The organism is Phocaeicola plebeius DSM 17135 (genome assembly GCF_000187895.1).
Classification (GTDB): Bacteria; Bacteroidota; Bacteroidia; order Bacteroidales; family Bacteroidaceae; genus Phocaeicola; species Phocaeicola plebeius.
In genome coordinates, this window is the sequence record NZ_DS990119.1 from 489558 (window position 1) to 509333 (window position 19776).

The 19776-nt window shown below is 49.3% G+C and carries 13 protein-coding genes; 9 read left to right on the forward strand and 4 right to left on the reverse strand.

The features are described 5' to 3' along the window. Window positions 1-25: 25 nt before the first annotated feature. The 3 genes from BACPLE_RS03280 to BACPLE_RS03290 all read right to left on the reverse strand — a co-directional run bounded on the left by BACPLE_RS03280 (window position 26) and on the right by BACPLE_RS03290 (window position 5749). On the reverse strand, window positions 26-1915 hold the full coding sequence (locus BACPLE_RS03280; RefSeq protein WP_167535714.1) for a clostripain-related cysteine peptidase: 1890 nt from the start codon (window positions 1913-1915) through the stop codon (window positions 26-28). Beyond that, window positions 1896-5084 (reverse strand): AAA family ATPase, encoded by a 3189-nt coding sequence (locus BACPLE_RS03285; RefSeq protein ID WP_007558926.1) that lies wholly within the window; start codon window positions 5082-5084, stop codon window positions 1896-1898. Before BACPLE_RS03285 ends, BACPLE_RS03280 begins: the two co-directional genes overlap by 20 nt. A 101-nt stretch (window positions 5085-5185) precedes the next feature. Next, window positions 5186-5749 (reverse strand): hypothetical protein, encoded by a 564-nt coding sequence (locus BACPLE_RS03290; RefSeq protein WP_007558928.1) that lies wholly within the window; start codon window positions 5747-5749, stop codon window positions 5186-5188. 723 nt (window positions 5750-6472) lie between these two features. Between BACPLE_RS03290 and BACPLE_RS03295 the strand changes: the two genes are divergently transcribed. The 4 genes from BACPLE_RS03295 to BACPLE_RS03310 all read left to right on the forward strand — a co-directional run bounded on the left by BACPLE_RS03295 (window position 6473) and on the right by BACPLE_RS03310 (window position 10489). Then, window positions 6473-7765 (forward strand): ATP-binding protein, encoded by a 1293-nt coding sequence (locus BACPLE_RS03295; protein WP_040312411.1) that lies wholly within the window; start codon window positions 6473-6475, stop codon window positions 7763-7765. 424 nt (window positions 7766-8189) lie between these two features. Continuing rightward, complete coding sequence (locus tag BACPLE_RS03300) at window positions 8190-8723, forward strand: DUF2589 domain-containing protein (protein ID WP_007558937.1); 534 nt, start codon at window positions 8190-8192, stop codon at window positions 8721-8723. A gap of 95 nt (window positions 8724-8818) precedes the next feature. Continuing rightward, window positions 8819-10273, forward strand: coding sequence for a phage tail sheath family protein (locus BACPLE_RS03305; RefSeq protein ID WP_007558939.1), 1455 nt, complete (start codon window positions 8819-8821; stop codon window positions 10271-10273). Window positions 10274-10348: 75 nt separating this feature from the next. Next, window positions 10349-10489 (forward strand): hypothetical protein, encoded by a 141-nt coding sequence (locus BACPLE_RS03310; RefSeq protein ID WP_007558940.1) that lies wholly within the window; start codon window positions 10349-10351, stop codon window positions 10487-10489. Window positions 10490-10575: 86 nt separating this feature from the next. On the opposite strand, the gene BACPLE_RS03315 is transcribed toward BACPLE_RS03310, so the two are convergent. Beyond that, window positions 10576-12555: a TFIIB-type zinc ribbon-containing protein gene (locus tag BACPLE_RS03315; RefSeq protein ID WP_007558941.1), complete on the reverse strand. Its 1980-nt coding sequence runs from the start codon at window positions 12553-12555 to the stop codon at window positions 10576-10578. 279 nt (window positions 12556-12834) lie between these two features. On the opposite strand from BACPLE_RS03315, the gene BACPLE_RS03320 reads away from it, so the two are divergent. From BACPLE_RS03320 to BACPLE_RS19840, 5 genes are all read left to right on the forward strand, one after another. Beyond that, on the forward strand, window positions 12835-13782 hold the full coding sequence (locus BACPLE_RS03320; protein WP_007558942.1) for a PD-(D/E)XK nuclease family transposase: 948 nt from the start codon (window positions 12835-12837) through the stop codon (window positions 13780-13782). Next, window positions 13779-16622 carry a bifunctional fucokinase/fucose-1-phosphate guanylyltransferase gene (locus tag BACPLE_RS03325; RefSeq protein WP_007558943.1) on the forward strand — a complete coding sequence of 948 codons (2844 nt, stop codon included), beginning with the start codon at window positions 13779-13781 and terminating at the stop codon, window positions 16620-16622. Before BACPLE_RS03320 ends, BACPLE_RS03325 begins: the two co-directional genes overlap by 4 nt. Window positions 16623-16692: 70 nt before the next feature. After that, complete coding sequence (locus tag BACPLE_RS03330) at window positions 16693-18015, forward strand: UDP binding domain-containing protein (RefSeq protein ID WP_007558944.1); 1323 nt, start codon at window positions 16693-16695, stop codon at window positions 18013-18015. A 74-nt stretch (window positions 18016-18089) separates the two neighbouring features. Continuing rightward, the gene (locus BACPLE_RS03335; RefSeq protein WP_007558945.1) at window positions 18090-18419 is read left to right on the forward strand and encodes an L-rhamnose mutarotase; all 330 of its coding nucleotides are present in this window, start codon (window positions 18090-18092) and stop codon (window positions 18417-18419) included. A 482-nt stretch (window positions 18420-18901) separates the two neighbouring features. Further along, the gene (locus BACPLE_RS19840; protein ID WP_007558946.1) at window positions 18902-19759 is read left to right on the forward strand and encodes a helix-turn-helix transcriptional regulator; all 858 of its coding nucleotides are present in this window, start codon (window positions 18902-18904) and stop codon (window positions 19757-19759) included. Window positions 19760-19776: the final 17 nt, after the last annotated feature.

Below are 19776 nucleotides of genomic sequence, written 5' to 3' on the forward strand. Positions count from 1 at the left end.
GCAGAAAGCTTCAATACCTGAATGATTATTGTTTGAACTCGGTGAAACGGGTGTAATGCTTGCGCCCGTAAAGGTCGACCACGCAGTATCCGTAGCGGTAGGTGCCGGAAGGTACGGAGGTGAGGTTAACGCGCAGGTCTTTCGTTTTCTTGGCCACAATGGAATCGACAGGCTGATAACGGACTGAAGCGTCGTCATCGGGCTGGAATTCCTGGCACAGGTAGACTATATGGTCGTTCTTCTTGATGGTAGTAATGCCTTTGTCGGGAGTCTGATCATTGAGATGACGACGGACTCCTACCACTACCCCACCGGGATTTTTCTCGTCATAACGGAGAATCAGGTCGGAGCGTTCGCCATTGAACAACACAGGGACGGTGTAGTGCAGCGAACGGCTGTCGGCAAAGGTCATGTAGGCAGCCACGTTTTTTCCTCCGATTCTGATCCATTTCCCGTTCCATTGCCCGAGAGGTGCCGACTGGCTTTCTATCTGTCCGAGGGAGTTGAGGGTTACTCCGTCGCCGTCCATGCCATAGGAGAGCCATCGCCCGTCGGGGGCCTGCGATAACAGAACGGCATATATCTTACGGGTGTGCAGAATCATGTCGGTGGAAAGAAGATCGGGCAGTTCCTTATCGGGGAAGGCGGAAGATGTGGTGCTGGTATAGCCGGCCTGCCACTGACGGACGTATTCCTGCACAAACTTGAGATAGTCGGGCGAGAAGCCGCTTTGATAGTATTCTTCCAGCGAGCGGGTCTGACTGAAATTGTAGCAGGGGAAATAGAGGGAAAGGCCGCACACGGAATTAGGATTGAGCAAATCGGATGTGCCGGAGCAGACAACGGCATTGTTCAGACGGGTACGTATGTCATCAAGAAGGCTGCGGTCGGACGGCTCTGCAAGGCGGTTGCAGAGGTCCAGCAAATCGGTCATATCAGGACCGCTGAAGGTGAATGCGGGCATGCCGAACGACCGGCTCTGCGAACGGGCTTTGGAGAAGCGCGGGAATGCGGACGAAGAAAGGCTGGCAAGCTGATGGGAAAAGAACTGTCCGACACTGGCTGTCAGCGCAGGAACGGCATCGAGCCGGGTGACGGAGAGAGTGATATCTTCGAGGAACTGTTTATTTTTATCATCTTTATCATTTCCCTTATAAGTTGCAACGTAGGAACGGACCATGTTTTCATAAAAGGTGTCGGCAGAGGTGGAATAGGATGCCAAAAGGGGAATGACACGACGGTAATCCCATCCACCGCCGGGTTCCAGCTCTTGCGAGGCTATCATGTAATCGGCATAGGGCGAAAGGACTGATGCGGTTTCAAGAGTAGCCATGAGACAGGCATCGAAGCCGATAAAGGCATACTTCTTGTTATCGGGAAGACGGGAGGATTCGAGCGCTTCACCAATTTCACGCAAAGACAGGAAACGGTCGTCGGGGTAACACTCATCGTAACCGAATCCGCCAACGGAACCGGACCCGTGATTCCAGAATATCAGGCCGTAATTGTCTGCCGGAAAGGCACTTTGCCCGATACGGAGGAACTGGCTCAGGGTGGCGGGATTGCCCATGCTGCTTCTTTCAAAGGTTTGCCACGTCTTAATACTATTATGGGTAATGACAGCACAGGTAAGGCTGTCGGGCGACACTGTCAGGCTGAAAGTGTCACCGGTATGCCACTGACGGGTTCCTCCTAACAGCAGGACTACGTTCAGGCTGTCGTGACAAGTGTTTTTTTCGGCTTCCATCGCGGAAAGGATTTCACTGATGTCGGCAGTGGCTTGTTTATGAGTGGTTTCCAGATTGGAGCCGTTCATATAGACCAGCAGCGTAAAACTGGAGGGAGCGCCATTCATCTCCTGACTAATCAGAAGGGCGAAAAGGCACAACAGGAGGTTATAAATCTTCGTCATCATCGGTGGTATCATTGTTTTCTTGTTTATGGTATGTGGCTGGGTTACGGAATTCATAAAGTCCAATGGCCAGGGTGCGGCGGATTTCTTCTGCGGTCTCGCCTTTCTGGTCGCCCAGACGTTCTTCTATAAGCTTGGTCATCGTGTCTGCATAGTGTGTATTGGCATCGGCTGCGGAAATGTGACTCTCGGCCGCACGGCTGCGACGGGCACGATGGCAGGTTTCGATGTTCTGCTCCAGACGCTCGAACAAAGAAGCGCGGGGGGTACGCAAGGCACGGGCCTCATTTTCCACACGCAAGGAATGGACTACATCGAGCAGGGTATCCATCTGCTGCTCCATATCGTCGGATATATCGGCACGGCTGGCTTGCTTTTCCAAGCGAAGGGTCTGAACCAGATTGGAGAGTGAGGACTCAAAATCGGAATCGAAAGCATCGACGTGTTGCTGACGGAATACTTCTTCTTCCCACCGGAGTGAGGTCAGACGGCAGGCGTTCTCGCGGGCATAGGGGTCTTCTTCATTATAGGCATCGAAATAGGCATTGTTGGCATCGAGGAAGAATTCGTCCATACGGTCGCGAAGCTGCTGGAGGGTGGCGTAATCTTCACGGGTCTGGCGCATATCGGCACAGGCTGCCAGCAAGGAAGGATCGAACACTGCTTCATCGGTTCCGATGGCTCGCTTGCCTTGCTGAAGGTCAGCCAGTCCCTTGTCGGACTCGCTGGTAGCCGACTGGCTGACGAAGGACTTGATGTCTTCAAGAAGGTTATCGAGATTAAGCTTCTTCTCTACCCTGACTTCTTTTCCTAACACGGTAAGCACAAGCTTGCCCCAGAGGGCGCGGGTGGATGCCGTGAGTTCTGCGCCTAACTCAAATGACTTGATCCAGAGCAACTGGGTGACTGCCCCGATGACACGGGCCAGCGAATTGAGTACACCGCCAACGACATCACTTCCTAACTTAAGGGCTTTCTTGGCCAGCTCGAGGGCACTGTATGCCACTCCGATGGCTACCTTCACACCGGCCTTGGCTATCTCGAGTCCGGCAATCTCGGCGGCACGGGCAGCCTTAATCCAGAATTTATACCACTTGGTATGACGGATTATCTGGCGGCATTCTTCTATCCGGCGGTTGAAGCTGTCAATCTGTCCTTGCAGACTGGCTACTTCACGCTGGGCTTCGTCCAGCTTACGGGTGGCTTCTTCGATGCTGGACTTCACGCTCTCGGCCGCGGTTTTCAGGTGTTCCTGGGCTTTTTGAATGATTTCCAGAAAACCGGTAGTATCGAACACGATGCTGAGCTTGAATCCGGCAGAGGCAAAATCTGTCATTCCTCCCTGAAGGTTCAGCACGGTCTTGAACCCGTAATAGGTGTATTCGATGTTCACAAATACCATACGGTCTTTGATGAGAACCAAGGTGTCGAGCTTAAAGATGGAAAGGATGGAGATGTAGGCATTCAAATAGAAGGTCAGCTCGCCTTTCTCACGCTGGATGTTGAGGTACATCACAGGGCCGTCATTGGAAGCCTGGACCAGCTGACCGGCCAGACCTCCGTTTATCGGCTCAATGGGAAGGGTTTTCTGAGACTTTTCAAGGATAAAGAAATCGCCCAAAACAATCTTGTCCATCTGGACAAGGGCTACGAGTGACTTGCCTTTATCGGCCAGGAAGAGGAAACGGATTTTCTTATTAAACAGCTCGAGGGTACCGCTGATGAAGAATCCTGCCGGAAGCTGGCTATTGCCCACCATCAGAGGTTCGGCACAAATGTACAACTGGCAGTTGAGAGAGATTTTTCCGTTGCAGTCGATGCGGTAATGGCGCATGGTACCTTTGTCGGTCAGTATGTACTGGCCGGTATCGTTTCCTAACGGGGTGAGCTGGGCTTCGCCTGTGATGTGCAGGGTGGAATCTGTCTGACGATTGAAATCGGCTACGACGTCGCGTACCTGATTCTGGCGAGCCGTGTCATACTCTGCCAGAGAGACATCCGAGGGTATGGGTTTTACTCCTCCCCCGGCCAGGCGGGTTTCTGTGAGGTCAAAATCGCCTACTGCTATCACATCCAGGCATTCCAACGCATCCCACTGGATATCGACAACCTCGACTACCAGGTCACGCAGGGATATACGCCCCTTATTGGAGGTAAGAGCTGCCGTAAGCAAGGTTATTTTAGGAGGATAAGGCCCGAACGCAAAGCCTCCAAACAACGACATGTGAGGGGTATTGATACGCCCAATCATGCCTAATGTCAATCCGGAAGGGGTGACGCCGATACTGAGACCCAAATCGGAAAAAGAAAGACGGGAGTTAAGAGGTATACGGGCATCGGACGAAGCTGAAAGCGCAAAAGAGGCGTTGGAAGCTGAACCGCTCATTGTAAAAGAAAGCGGCTGCCCGTCGAGCTTGAACTTAAAGGTTCCGGAAACAGCACAAAAGAAACTGGCAGCGGATTTATGAATCTGAAAGGTCAAACCGTCGAAAATAAATCCTTCTGTCTCAATGGGGCCGCTCGACAACTGAGCCCCGAAACTCTGGTCGGACAGACTGCCTCCGACCATGAACCGCACGGTCTGGAGTCCGGTGAGCTGCCGGATGCATCGCCCAAAGTCGTTCAGACTGAGGTCGAACTCTCCCAATGCCAGAAGCTGATAGGCTGCACAGGCCGGAGACAACTCTATTCCCTTGAAGTCGGGGAAAAACTGCTGCAACAGATGAAGGTCCTGACCGGCTCCATTCTGACGGGCTATCAGTGCCAGCCGGCTGATTCCTAGCCATCCGGCTACTTCGGCCACTGCCTGCTCGAACGCTTTACCGTTTTTCAGACGGTCTGTAGCCAGCAAAAGAAGAAGCTGGCGGGATTCACCGGAAAGTGTGATGCCGCACTTCAGACCGGAAAAGGTGAGCGACAACGCAGTGCGACTGGACAAGTGGACAAAGTTTGCTGAGAAATCGGTTGAATTGGACGGAATGACTGACAGATGACTGGACAAGGCTGATGCATCGACTTCCTTGGAGTTCATCAGGTCGGACAGTCGTTTCCCACGGGTCTTGAGAGAGCCCACCACAGTAAGCTCACCCTGCATACGACCGATACCGAAAGTAGCCGGAAAGCCGAATAATTCACCTTCTGCCAAAAGAATAGAGTTTATGTGCTGTTTCATAATTTTCCATTAGTTTAAATACTTGAAAGTATAAGCCCGGATGTGGAAGATAAATTTCAGGCAGAGAATCACGTACTTTCTGCCTGAAATTTCAGTAACCGTTAACCCAACTGCTGCAACATAGTCGAAATTTCACCAATGCCCATCTGTGCCAGTACACCGGTTCTTTCTGTATTCCAAACGCCTACAAACAGATTATTTATCTTTATTATACCTAAATCGGGCAAAGCATCGGCCAGGTTTACAGAAATAGCAAATGCATATTCGGTCACGTCTGTATCGGTTGTGCCTGTCTTAGCAACGTCTGTACCAGCAGCACTTCCGTTTTCACCGGCAGCCTCCGAAGCTTTCTTGGCACCGCTCGTTACTTTCTTGTACAAAAAAGCGGATTTCAACTGAAGCTGAATTTTCCCCCAGTCAAAAGGTTTATCTGCACTCTGTACACTATTCACAGTATTCTCGATACTCTTATCCGCACCCTCTATTTTAAAAACATCTTCAAGTTCTTTAGCTATTTTCTCCAACGATATTGCATTAGAAGAATTGACTATGGTAGGCATAAGCAATAATTCGCTTGAGTTCTCTGTCTTCTGATAAATGCCTGCAAGATTGGTTCCCAGCAAGTCAAAATTGACTCCCAGCGCTAAATTCATTTTCTGTGTCATAATGCTACTTTTTTAAAATTAATAATAGAATGAAGATTCAAATTGCAAAATCCATATTTACCAATGTAAAATAAATGTAGATTATAAAGCAAAACGAATTTTTGTCCATTTTTCTAATTTGCATTTATTTTTTCCGAAAAGTATTCCGTGTGTATAGATAAACTCTTGCTTTTTCTACAAGAAAACAGTAAATTGCAGCCATTATGATACACAAGATTCTAACTGCATACGTATATTATACCGCACTCGGATTCAATATGACTATTAAATAAATAAAGATATGAGCAAATACAAAAACCCGGCGTTTACATCAAAGAGGAAGACGCCTTCGTAAAGTCTCTAGTAGAGGCTGAAACTGGCATCCCGGTATTCATCGGGCTGACCGAGAAAAATGCATGATAGAGAACTTCCTGCACAACGTATGGAAACCTGCGCGTCAGCGTACTGGTGGGCATCAACCGGCCGGCAGAGTTCATCGAAATCACGTTCCAGCAGCAGATGCAGAAAAGCAGATAAAACAGATAATCAAATGATAACTATTAAAAAACTAAAATAGTATGACAGAGAATGAATCTACACAGAGTACAAGCACACAGGCATGGCCTTTGCCGAGTTTTTATTTCATAGTATCTATCTCAAACGTAGGCGAGGTAACACGACTTCCATCGAGACGCTGGTCATTGCCCACGAAGGTATGAATGTAAAATAAAAGAAAGAACTATGATGACAGCACATATTGACTGGTTCAACAGAATATTGACCGTCGCCACACAACTCTACTTCCATCAAGGATGTGAATTTACTTCTATCGAGGAAGTCATACCGCCTTACGACGGATGGCTGGAAGAAATGACCGACCAACAAGAAATCACGTTCGGTGAACGGGTAGCTATCATGCTGGCCCTGATGCCACATATCTGTCCACAAGCATTGGACATCTTTTTTGTACAGAACAAGGATTTCAACCGCCAATATACTGAATTCGGTGGCTGGAAAGGTCTGTCGCACGGAGGTTTCTTGCCTACCGGTGAGACTGCCTCGTTCATCATCGCCGGAAAAGATATAGAGAAAAAAAAGACCGTTATCCGCATGTTCCAGCAGGACCACTGGCTTTACACTCAGAATATCCTGTGCCTGAAAGAAGGCGGTGAAGGCGAACCTTTCCTAAGTGGCCAGCTACGTCCTTCCGAAGAGTTCCTGAGCCATGTCCTGTTGGACAAAGAATACAAACCCGACTATACAATCGGATTTCCAGCCAAACGCATCACCACACCGCTGGAATGGGAAGACATGATAGTAGATTGCACCACACAAGAGGCGCTGGAAAATATCAATACTTGGATTGAGCACCAGCATACAATCATGGAAGACTGGGGCTTGAAACGTATCCTAAAACCAGGATACCGTGCCCTATTCTACGGTCTGCCGGGAACCGGAAAGACCCTTGCCGCCACCTTGCTCGGCAAAAAGAACCACATGGATGTATACCGTGTAGACCTTTCCTTGATAGTATCGAAATACATCGGTGAGACAGAAAAGAATCTCTCCAAAGTTTTCGATCTGGCAGAGAAGCACAACTGGATTCTGTTCTTTGATGAGGCTGACGCTCTTTTCGGGAAGCGTTCTTCTACCAATGCCTCAAACGACTGTGATGCCAACCAGGAAGTAGCATATCTGATTCAGCGTATCGAAGATTTTCCGGGTATCGTGATTCTTTCCGCTAACCTGAGATCCAACATTGACGAAGCTTTCTCCTGTCGTTTCCAGTCCATTATCTACTTTCCGATGCCCAATAAGGAACTCCGGGCTGCCCTTTGGCGCAACATGTTACCCTCGCAATGGCTTGGGAAGGATGCTGAAGAACTTATCGCAATGGCTGCTGAGACAGAATTATCCGGAGGGGCTATCACCAATGTGGTGAGGAGATGTGCCATCATGATGATTCACCAAACCGAGATAAACAAACAAACGTTACAAAATTGCATCAGCATAGAAAAAAATGTAAGCAACCGATAAAGTACATATTGCAAAACAATAAGTGGAATTCTCCTGCTTCTATGGTATAAGACACCGCAGAAACAGGAGATTCTCGTTTATAGAAGACGGATTTATCACAGGTATCACGGGACAGGTCGACTCTTTTTTGCGAAACCGAACGGTATGCTGTGCAAGCTGACCAACGTGAGCAAGGTGCACTGCCTGGGCCGGCACTACAAAGTGGAGATAGACGAAGGTATTCACCATATACAGTTTTGTAACTTTTGCACTGGAAAATCTGAATTCCAATAATATATAATTATATTTGTCAGATCAAACCGGATGATGATGATGTAATGGAGGTTACTGCAAACTTCAAGGTTCAGGATACGCCTGAAAGTATTTCAAGAATCATAGACAACTTTGTAAAAAGCATTTAATAACCGACTAAAAACCAAAAGTTATGGCTGACGAAAAATTGAATCAGGGACTACAATCCGATGCAGGTGTTCCGGCTGATAATGTAGCAGGAGAGGCCCAGAACATTATTGATACCGCAAAGGCGGAGGTCGAGAGTCCCATTCAGAAAAACGAATCTATCGTGACGGAAGAGCAGAAAATTCAGGCTCCATTCATAGGCTTGGTTCCTATACCTTCTCTGCTTGTTGATCGTGTTGACATCGATTTTCAGATGGAAGTAACATCTACTGAGACCAACAAAGATAACATGTCATCTGATGTTTCAACAAATATCTCAAGCGGATGGTTCGTGAAAGCCGAAATCAGCGATAAGGTGAGCACTTCTCGCGAGAACACCCGCTCGACCAATCAGACGGACAAATATCAGGTTCATGTGTCCGCAAGCCAGCAACCCCAGACCGAGGGACTGTCTAAACTGATGGACATCATGGCAAGCTGCATTGAGCCGATGCCAACCAAGGACACAATAGACGGTACAGGCGGCGGATCTTCCAGTGGTGGAAATCCCGACGAATAAGAAGTATATTATACCGCATCCGAATTCAACACGACTACTTCAACGGACGTTTCTGACAACAATCGTACACGTTAAATATTTAAATAGAGAACAATATGGGAGAATATAAGACACCCGGCATTTACATCAAGGAGAAAAACGCTTTCGGAAACTCCGTAGTGGTAGCCGAAACCGCTATCCCGGTATTCATCGGGCTGACCGAAAAAGCACAGAATGGAACGGAATCCTTAAAGAACAAACCTGTCCGGATTTCGTCGATGACGGAATATGAACAATATTTCGGAGGAGCGCAGATACACAGTTTTGACATATCTGTAGCGGATGTAAACGAGAATTCTACCATACTTTCAGTAAGCTATGGCGAAAAAAAACTTCAAGCGACACTGACCAACAAACATTGTACGCTGTATTATCACCTGCAACTGTTTTTCGCAAATGGCGGCGGCACCTGCTACATTGTGTCCGTAGGCGATTACGCAACGGGAACCCTCGACAAAGATACCGTGAACCACACGGTATTGCCTGCGCTGAATAAGGAAGCGGAAATTACCCTGCTCGTCATTCCCGAAGCGGTGGAGACTGAAGAATATGCCGACTTCTACACGGCCATGCTTTCACACTGCGCCGCAAACAACCGTTTCACCATTTTAGACCTGCCCTATGAAGGAAAGGCAGAAGACTTCCGTGCCAATGTGGGAAACAATTTCCTGGCCTATGGGGCAGCCTATTATCCGTGGCTAAACACAACGGTTTTGTCGGAAAACGACATTGACGGGGAAATGATGAAGCTGAACATTTCCCAAGATTTTAAAACCGGCATAGACCAGCTTGATGCCTATATAAGAAGAGAAATCGAAGAAATAAAGAAGAATGGAAGCGACGGACCATTGCACCGCAACAACCTGCACAAAGCACTGATGCTGTATCTTCCTGAATATAGGCTGCTTGCAAAGAAAGTCAAAGACTACCTGAACCAGCTTCCGCCTTCGGCAGCCATGGCGGGACTATACACGATGGTAGACCACACACGGGGCGTATGGAAAGCGCCTGCCAATGTATCTGTCAATTATGTCAGCATGCCGTCGGTAAATATAACCGACAGGGAACAGGAAGACTATAACATGCCGATGGACGGAAAAGCTATCAACATTATCCGTGCATTCCCCGGTGAAGGGAGCAAGGTATGGGGAGCCCGCACACTGGACGGAAACTCGCAGGACTGGCGGTACATCAATGTACGACGCACGATGAATTTCCTGGAGATTTCGGTGAAGAACGCCGTACGTTCCTACGTGTTTGAGCCGAACGATGCGAATACCTGGATGAACATGAAATGCATGATAGAGGACTTCCTGCGCAGCATATGGAAACGCGGCGGACTGGCAGGTTACACTCCTGAAGAAGCCTTCGAGGTACATGTGGGGTTTGGGGATACGATGACGGGCAATGATATACTGGAAGGTATCCTGCGCGTCAGCGTACTGGTAGCCATCAGCCGGCCAGCAGAGTTCATCGAAATCACGTTCCAGCAACAGATGCAGAAAAGCTGATAAAACCAGATTATCTTTTCTCTTTCCTTGCGGCATGTGGGGTCGCACACCAAGCAGGCTTCTTCTTATCTGATCATGTCGATTGTAGGGGGAGCCATTGCTCCCATGCTGATGGGATTCATTGCCGACCACGTATCGATGGCGACTGGTTTCATCATCCCGCTAATCTACTTTGCTGAAATTCTGGGATTTGCCGTGAGGTACAGCAAGCTATAATTTTACAAAAAACTCCCGTTTCTACGGCCCTAGGAATCCGCAGAAACGGGAGATTTTTTTATTAACAGAACTATTCTTTACAGATATTACAGCATCTGTCTACCGCAGGAATCTGCTTCGGATGCGGCATCTTCATGCTCTTTATAGCTCTTCTCTGCTGCTTCGCTATGACGCCTAGCTCTTTCTGCGGCCTCGCTGGCTTCGTCCGGATCGTCTGCGTCTTCGGCCTTTCCTTTATAGAACTTAGCCTTTTCAGCTTCTTCAAGGTGTTTATCGTGCTCTTCTTGGGCTTTTCTCTTGTTTTCCTGCAATTGATGGTTTAAGAAATTTCGGTCTTCCTCTTCTCTTCTTTCTCGTTCTTTTTGTTCGTGCTCCGACTCTTCGTTGCTGCTTTTCGGTTCGTCTTTTATAGGAGCAAACGGATTTTCTGTGGGGGCACTTGCCGGTCTTGTTTTTACTATGACTGCCGTAAAGTCACATTTCGGGCACTTCTCAAAATGCACACCGTCTTCTTCGGTGATCTTCAAAGTGGTATGACAGAGCGGACATTCGGTAGTTCCAGTCACGGTTTTCTCTCGCTTATACGTGTTAGTATCGACGTATCCGCATTCGTTACATCTTCCCTCCATGATGTAGGTCACATCGAGTGTGCATATTTTCTCTGGTATTCTGATGCCTCTTTCTGTTTTTCCTCTACTCCAGTCGTATACTGTTTTGGTATGAACGCGCCGGATAACCTTTTCGGTTGGGGCATAGACGCCGTTTTTCTGACACGACGGACATTTGTAGATGCTCTTGGCTGCATTTTCAGTACCCATTTCGAACGTCATGGATATAATGGTGAAGATATAGACCAGTACGATAATCCACCAGCTGTGGTAAAAATCGAGTAGTGCGACCGAATAAATATATATAAACGGTGCGCAGACTACCCATATCAGGACTTTCACTGATGTTCTTACGCTGAAGCTCTTTTCTCCCATCCAGTGGGATATTACACTGGCTGTTCTTGCTATCATCAGTATTACGAATCCCAGCAGAAAGAAGTTGATTCCTACAACAGTCAGTCTTTCCCAGATGCTATTGTCTCCCGTGATTGAGATAGACACATACATGTTCTTGCAGGCTATGGTTTCATAAAAAGGAAGCTTGCTGAATATGTTCGACGATCTTTCTTTCTCATTATACTGGATGTCTTGAATCACTCCCATCTGGTTAGTCACAACCTTTACTCCCTGCACTCTTTCACCGTTTTCGATGGCAACCAGATAAGGGAAGTCGTATACCAGTCCCAGCCCGGTAACATAGTCGCCCACTTCTTCTGCCATCTGCCATATTTCCTTACCCATGTATCCATCGAGTTTCTTCTTGCTCACGTTATAGGTAAAATCTTCGTTCAGATGATCCAGTCTTTTCACTTTAGTGGCCAGACCGTTTACAGGCACCACAAACTGATTGGTGCAATCATCTCTTACCAGGAAGTCATAATCGTCATAATGACACAGCACCTCTACTTCCCTCTCTGTCGACGGCCTGAATCCATCGATATTCATCTCAACTGTAATTCTGTTTTTGGCCTCTGGAGTCAGTCTTGGCGGATCTGACGGTTCGGTCAGCGTTTTTATCATCACTCCGATTATGGCTATCGTAACTACGACATATATGCCTGTTTTCAACCGGGCCAGCTGCTTGACATGGTGTTTACGCATGTACTTGTATCCCATATTCAGGGCTATGCATAAAATAATGAAATAGAAGAGGTATTGCAGCACTCCCCATATATCATAGGTTCTTTTCACTACTTCCAGGTCGCTTTTCTTCACATACACTGTTTGCCCGTCGACAAGCATTTCTGCCGCACTAAGTCCCTCAAATCCTTCAATTTTCACTACTGTATCAAATGGCAGCACATCTATGCTGTCTGCCGAAACGAACACTGAGCGATACACATTTGCTCCTTTTTCTACTGCTACCCTGTAGTATCCGCTGTGGTCAAAGTAAATTAGCGTATAGGCCATAAACCCTAATGTCAGCATCAGAAAAATAATCCACACTTTGTCTTTCATAATAAATGCTTTTAAATTTTAACTATTAACTATTTTGTTTATCCCCGTATAGCCTGAACCTTGGAATTCCTGTATATATCCCCTGAATTCCTTGTCCTGATAATCAAGGCTCGGCTATAAATACAAAATTACGAATAAAAACAATAAACGGGGAAAGCAAACCGGAAGTTATAGGTGCCTTCCCCTGAACAATTGGAAAATTTTATTCTTCTCTCAGCACGTTTTTCTGCAAATTATTCATTTTCTTTGTAGAAAGAATGACTGAAAACTGATTGCCGTATGGAAAATTATATTCGTTTTGACTGGGCCATGAAGCGTCTGCTGCGTAACAAAGCTAACTACGCGGTGCTAGAAGGACTGCTCACTACCCTGCTCGAAGAAAAGGTGACCATTCACAAACTGCTGGAAAGTGAAAGCAACCAGGAGGATGAGTTTGACAAGTACAACCGCGTGGACATGCTGGCTGAAAATTCGAAGGGTGAACTGGTGCTCATCGAGGTGCAGAACAACAATGAGTATGCGTATTTCCAGCGCATGCTGTTCGGTGCATCCAAGCTGGTGACGGAATACATCAACCGGGGTGAGGGATATGAGAAGGTGCGCAAGGTGTACAGCGTGAACATCGTGTATTTCTCGCTAGGCCACGGGAAGGATTTTGTGTATCACGGAAAGACGGAGTTCGTGGGAATCCATAATGGGGATGTACTGGAACTGAGCCCGTTTCAAAAACAGACTTTCAAGGTGGACAAGGTGAGCCAACTCTATCCGGAGTATTATATCCTGAAGGTGAACGACTTTAACCGGGTGGCCAAAACGCCGCTGGAGGAGTGGATTTACTACCTGAACACGGGAAATGTGCCCGAGAATGCAACTGCTCCGGGACTGGACACGGTGAAGGAGCAACTGAAACTGGACCGAATGAGCCGGGAGGAGCTGAGGGCGTATTACAAGCATCTGGACAATATCGTAATTCTGCGTGACAACATCATGACGGAACGTGCGGAAGGTCGTGCGGAAGGTCGTGCGGAAGGTCGTGCGGAAGGTCGTGCGGAAGGTCGTGCGGAAGGTCGTGCGGAAGGTCGTGCGGAAGGTCGTGCGGAAGGTCGTGCGGAAGAAAAAACCGCTATTGCCCGTAACCTGAAAGCACTAGGACTGACTACCGCGCAAATTGCACAGGCTACCGGCCTGACGGAGGATGAAATCAGAAGAATAGAACAAACTATATGAAAAAACTGTTGTCGCTGCCACCGAATCTGGTGGAGTGTTTTCACGATATCATGCACGCGGACCGCAAGGAGTGGTTCTGCACATCGGACCCGGTAGGACGGAAACTGGGCTCAGGGGGCGGTACGGCCTGGCTGCTGAATGCCTGCCGGGAGGAAGAGGATAAGAATGCCGCACTGGGCGACTGGCTGGCACGGGAGAAGCGTATCCTGCTGCATGCCGGAGGGCAGAGCCGCCGTTTGCCGGGCTATGCGCCATCGGGCAAGGTACTGACGCCGATTCCGGTGTTCCGCTGGGCACGGGGACAGAAGCTTACACAGGACTTGCTGTCGCTGCAGCTGCCGCTGTATGAGGAAATCATGGAGCGGGCGCCGGAGGGACTGCACACCCTGATTGCGAGCGGCGACGTGTACATCCGGGCTACCCAGCCGCTGCAGGAGATTCCGGATGTGGACGTGGTGTGCTACGGCTTGTGGGTGGACCCGGAACTGGCGAAGAACCACGGGGTGTTCGTGTCGTCGCGGAAGGAACCGGAGAAGCTGGACTTCATGCTGCAGAAGCCGAGCGTGGAGGAAATGGCGGGGCTGATGCAGGATTACCTGTTCCTGATGGACATCGGTATCTGGCTGCTGAGCGACCGCGCCATCGAGTTGATGGTGAAACACTCGACCGACAAGGACGGGGGCGTGAAGTTCTACGACATGTATTCGGAGTTCGGACTGGCACTGGGGGCGCATCCGCGCATCGTGGATGAGGAGCTGAACAGCCTGAAGGTGGCTATCCTGCCCCTGCCGGGCGGTGAGTTCCACCATTACGGTACGAGCCGGGAGATGATTTCGTCGACGCTGGCGGTACAGAACTGTGTGACGGACCAGCGGGCGATTATGCACCACAAGGTGAAGCCGCATCCGGCGGTATTCGTGCAGAATGCGGAGATGGAGTTCCCGCTGACGGCCGACAACGCGGAGGTGTGGGTGGAAAACAGCCACGTGGGCAGGAACTGGAAGCTGCACAGCCGGAACATCATCACGGGGGTGCCGCGCAACGACTGGGCGCTGAACGTGCCCGAAGGGGTGTGCATCGACGTGGTGCCGATGGGCGAACAGGAGTTTGCCGCACGTCCGTACGGTTTTAACGATAAATTCAAGGGAAGCCTGAAGGAGGCTTCTACAGCATATTTAGGCCGTCCGGTAACGGAATGGCTGGCGGAAAGAGGTCTGACGGCGGACGAAATCCGGGGCTGTGAGGACTTGCAGGGGGCAGCGATTTTTCCGGTGACGGACTCGATAGAAGATTTGGGAACGGTGCTGCAATGGATGACGGACGGCGGACAGGGTGAAGCCGGACGGGCTATCTGGATGAAGGCACGCAAGGTGTCGGCCGACGAGATTTCGGCGTATGCCAACCTGCGACGGCTGTTCGCCCAGCGGGAGGTGTTCCGCAAGGAGAACTGGAGCCTGCTGGCCAGGAACCAGGAACGGAGCGTGTTCTATCAGATAGACTTGCAGGAGGCGGCCGGGGCGTATGCCAAAGGAGGCATCGCCTTGCCGGAGGAACTGCCGGAGGGGTCTCCCCTGCTGAAGCGGATTAACGACGCGATGTTCCGCGCGAAGGTGTGCGAACTGGAGGGCAAACCGGAGGCGAAGGAACTGGAGGCACGGGCGTTCGGCCTGATGCGAGAGGGACTGACCGGCACGATGGATTACCGTCAGCAGCCGAAGCTGTCGGTGTATGCCGACCAGATTGTGTGGGGGCGCAGCCCGGTGCGCATTGATATTGCAGGGGGATGGACGGATACCCCACCCTACAGCCTGATGGAGGGCGGAAATGTGGTGAATCTGGCCATTGAACTGAACGGGCAACCGCCGCTGCAGGTGTATGTGAAACCGTCGAAGGAGTACCGCATTACGCTGCGCTCGATTGACCTGGGAGCCATGGAGGTGGTTTCCACGTACGAGGAGTTGCAGGATTACCGCAAGGTAGGCTCGCCGTTCTCCATTCCGAAAGCGGCACTGGTGCTGGCGGGATTCCATCCGGATTTCTCCACAGAACGGTTTGCTTCGCTGGAGGCACAGCTGAAGGCTTTCGGCACGGGTATCGAGGTGACCTTGCTGTCGGCCATTCCGGCGGGTTCGGGACTGGGTACCAGCTCCATCTTAGCGGCTACGGTGTTAGGGGCGCTGAATGATTTCTGCGGCCTGAACTGGGACAAGCAGGGAATCGGAAGCCGTACGCTGGTGCTGGAACAGTTGCTCACCACAGGGGGAGGCTGGCAGGATCAGTACGGAGGTGTGCTGCACGGGGTGAAGCTGTTGCAGACGCAGCCGGGATGGCACCAGGAGCCGAAGGTGCGCTGGCTGCCGGACTACCTGTTCACGAGCGACGAGTACCGCAAGTGTCACCTGCTGTATTACACGGGCATCACGCGCACGGCCAAGGGCATTCTGGCGGAGATTGTGAAGGGGATGTTCCTGAACTCGAACCGTCACCTGCACTTGCTGGAGCAGATGAAGGGCCATGCCATGGACATGTACGACGCCATCCTGCGGAATGACTTTGAGGAGACGGGACGACTCATACGGAAGACATGGATGCAGAACCAGCGGCTGGATGAGGGTACGAACCCGCCGGCCGTGCAGGCGCTGACGGAACGGATTGACGACTTGTGTCTGGGATACAAGTTACCGGGTGCCGGTGGGGGCGGCTACCTATACATGGTGGCCAAAGATCCGGATGCGGCCGTGCGTATCCGCCGGATTCTGACGGAATACCGGGCGAACGACCGGGCACGCTTCGTGGAGATGCACTTGTCGAACAAGGGACTGGAAATCAGCAGGAGCTAAGGAGCTAATATGCCTGAACAACAAGAGAGAATTAAAAATAAATATATAAAGCCATTTAATAACTGACATTATGAAACAATTAAATATCGCCGTAGCCGGAACGGGTTACGTGGGTTTATCAATAGCAACTTTGCTGGCACAGCATCATCGGGTAACGGCTGTGGATGTAATTCCTGAAAAGGTGGAGAAAATCAACAAACGTATCAGCCCAATCCAGGATGAATACATCGAGAAGTATCTGACAGAGAAGGAACTCAACCTGATAGCTACGCTGGACGGGGCCTCGGCTTATAAAAACGCGGATTTTGTGGTCATCGCGGCTCCTACGAACTATGATCCGGTGAAGAATTACTTTGATACTTCGCACGTGGAGGAAGTTATCGACCTGGTGCTGGAAGTGAATCCGGATGCAGTGATGGTAATCAAGAGTACCATCCCGGTGGGATATTGCCGCAGCCTGTACGTGAAGTATGCCGAAAAGTTCCGCAGCGTTCCTGCTCTGGCAGGTAAAAAGTTCAACCTGCTGTTCTCGCCGGAGTTTCTGCGCGAGAGCAAGGCACTGTATGACAACCTCTACCCTAGCCGCATCATCGTGGGCTATCCGAAACTGATTAAAGGATTAGATGAAGAGAACAAGGCTATCAAAACCATTGCAGGTGTAAACTTGAAGGAGAAGGCGCAGGAGTTTGCAGCGCTACTGCAGGAAGGGGCACTGAAGCCGGATGTGGACACGCTGTTTATGGGACTGAAGGAAGCGGAAGCGGTGAAGCTATTTGCCAATACTTATCTGGCACTGCGCGTAAGCTACTTCAATGAGCTGGATACGTATGCGGAAGTGAAGGGACTGGATACGCAGGCGATTATTCAGGGTATCTGTCTGGACCCGCGCATCGGTACGCACTATAACAATCCGTCATTCGGATACGGAGGGTACTGTCTGCCGAAGGATACGAAGCAGTTGCTGGCCAACTATGAGGATGTGCCGGAAAATCTGATTCAGGCGATTGTGGAAAGTAACCGTACACGTAAAGATTTTATTGCAGAACAGGTGCTGAACAAGGCGGGGTATTACTCTGCGAACTCACAATGGAATGTCACAAAAGAACATGAAGTAATTGTGGGAGTATATCGCCTGACCATGAAATCGAACAGCGACAATTTCCGCCAAAGTTCGATTCAGGGGGTAATGAAGCGTATCAAAGCAAAAGGGGCTACAGTTATCATCTACGAACCGACACTGGAAGACGGCACGACGTTCTTCGGTTCAAGAGTGGTAAATAATCTGGAAGTATTCAAACAGCAAGCTAATGCCATTATTGCCAACCGTTACGACACGTGTTTGGACGACGTGAAGGATAAGGTGTACACACGGGATATTTTCAGAAGGGATTAGTTACAGTTAATAATTAAAAAGTAAAAACGAGAGGGTGTCTACCGTTATTAATTTTTCATTTTTCATTATTCATTATGAAAAGATATTGCCAGACACTGGAGCTCTATGACGATAAGGAGCTGATTGAGGCATACGTGGCAGAACATGCGCACGTGTGGGAGGAAGTGAAAGCGGGTATCCGCGAAGTAGGTATCACGGACATGCAGATTTATATCGACGGAAACCGCCTGTTCATGATTATGGATACGACGGATGAATTCGACATGGAACGGGACTACGCACGCCTGGCTACCCTGCCCCGACAGGCGGAATGGGAGGCACACATGGCGAAGTTCCAGAAGGCTGCACCGGGAGCAACCTCGCAAGAGAAATGGAAACTGATGAAACGGATTTTTAAGTTATAAGAATGTTTCACAGGTATTTTCCAAAACAAAAAGATGCCAATTTTACAAACCTATCCCTAAATTTTATGTCAGATAATATAAAGTAATGGTATAAAAGTAATATTTACAAAAAGGAAGTATGAGTTTACAATTTTTCTTTTCTATATTTGATGTAGTCTGAAGGTATTTAATTGACTACAAATAGATTAAAAGAAACTCGCATGAGAATGGGCAACGGATAAGAAATTGGTAAAGTGCTTTGATACACTATATTTCTCATGCTGTCAAACAACTCTTATTTGTTTGCAAATATAATATTATTGCAGGTAATAATCAAAAATAACGAGGTTTATTTTCATTTTTACCTGCTGATATTTGTTCCGGATTATCAGATGCGATATATTTGTAATTAGGATTCGTACCGTGTTCCAAGCGGTTCATAAGTAACGACTTGCGGAGTTTTGGCAACAAGGGGATGCGGCTCCGTTTTATAGAAATGACTTATGCAAACCGACTTATCCATTTACAACAGTCTTCGCCCTTCCTTTATAGAAGGCGTTCACGCCGTGAAGTTCAATGCTTTGTCGGCGGTCATATCGCGTTACCGGGATTATGCCCGCAGTTCCGAACAAATAAAAGCGTACTCGGGAGATTCTCTGCTGATGCGGGACATCGCCTCCTTGCTTGACGAAGCACCCCGTCCCATAACGAGGGAATACCAGGATTTCACCCCGTTCCTGCTTCTTCTGATGCTTTCGGAGGAATTTCATGCCGTCCATTACGTCGAGCGTCTTGTAACGTGGTATTTCGGCTACTGTTGTGTCGATGAACTGCGGACGGTTTGCACCATTCTGTCCGAGTGTTCCTACCCGCATCACGACACGCTGCGGCTGCGGTTCAAGAATTACCTGCGTGAAGCCCGTAAGACATTGGGTATGCCCGTTGAATGTAACGCTGCTGTCATGCTGAAAATGCTCGACGCCTCTTATGAACATCTCACTCCCGCCGATGTCGGGGAGTTCGAGGAGCTGTTGCACCTGGGGGACGATTACGAGTTCATCTCCCGTGTCAAATCGAATTATCTTGCCTCGGATAACGTCACGGAACTCGCCGGGGTTTGCGGGTATTCCAGCACGATTACCTTCCGCCGGCGTTTCCAGCGGGTTTTCGGCTGCTCGGCCTCCTCGTGGTTACGTCAGCGCCGTATCGAACGTATCGGGGAGTTGTTGCGGACGACACACTACACGTTGCAGGAAATAGCCTACATGTGCGGTTTCTCCGCCCAATCCCACTTTACGGACTTTTGCAAGCGGAATATGGGGAGCAATCCCACTTCCATCCGCCAGGAAGGTCGGATCTGACATTAAAATCGGCTCCG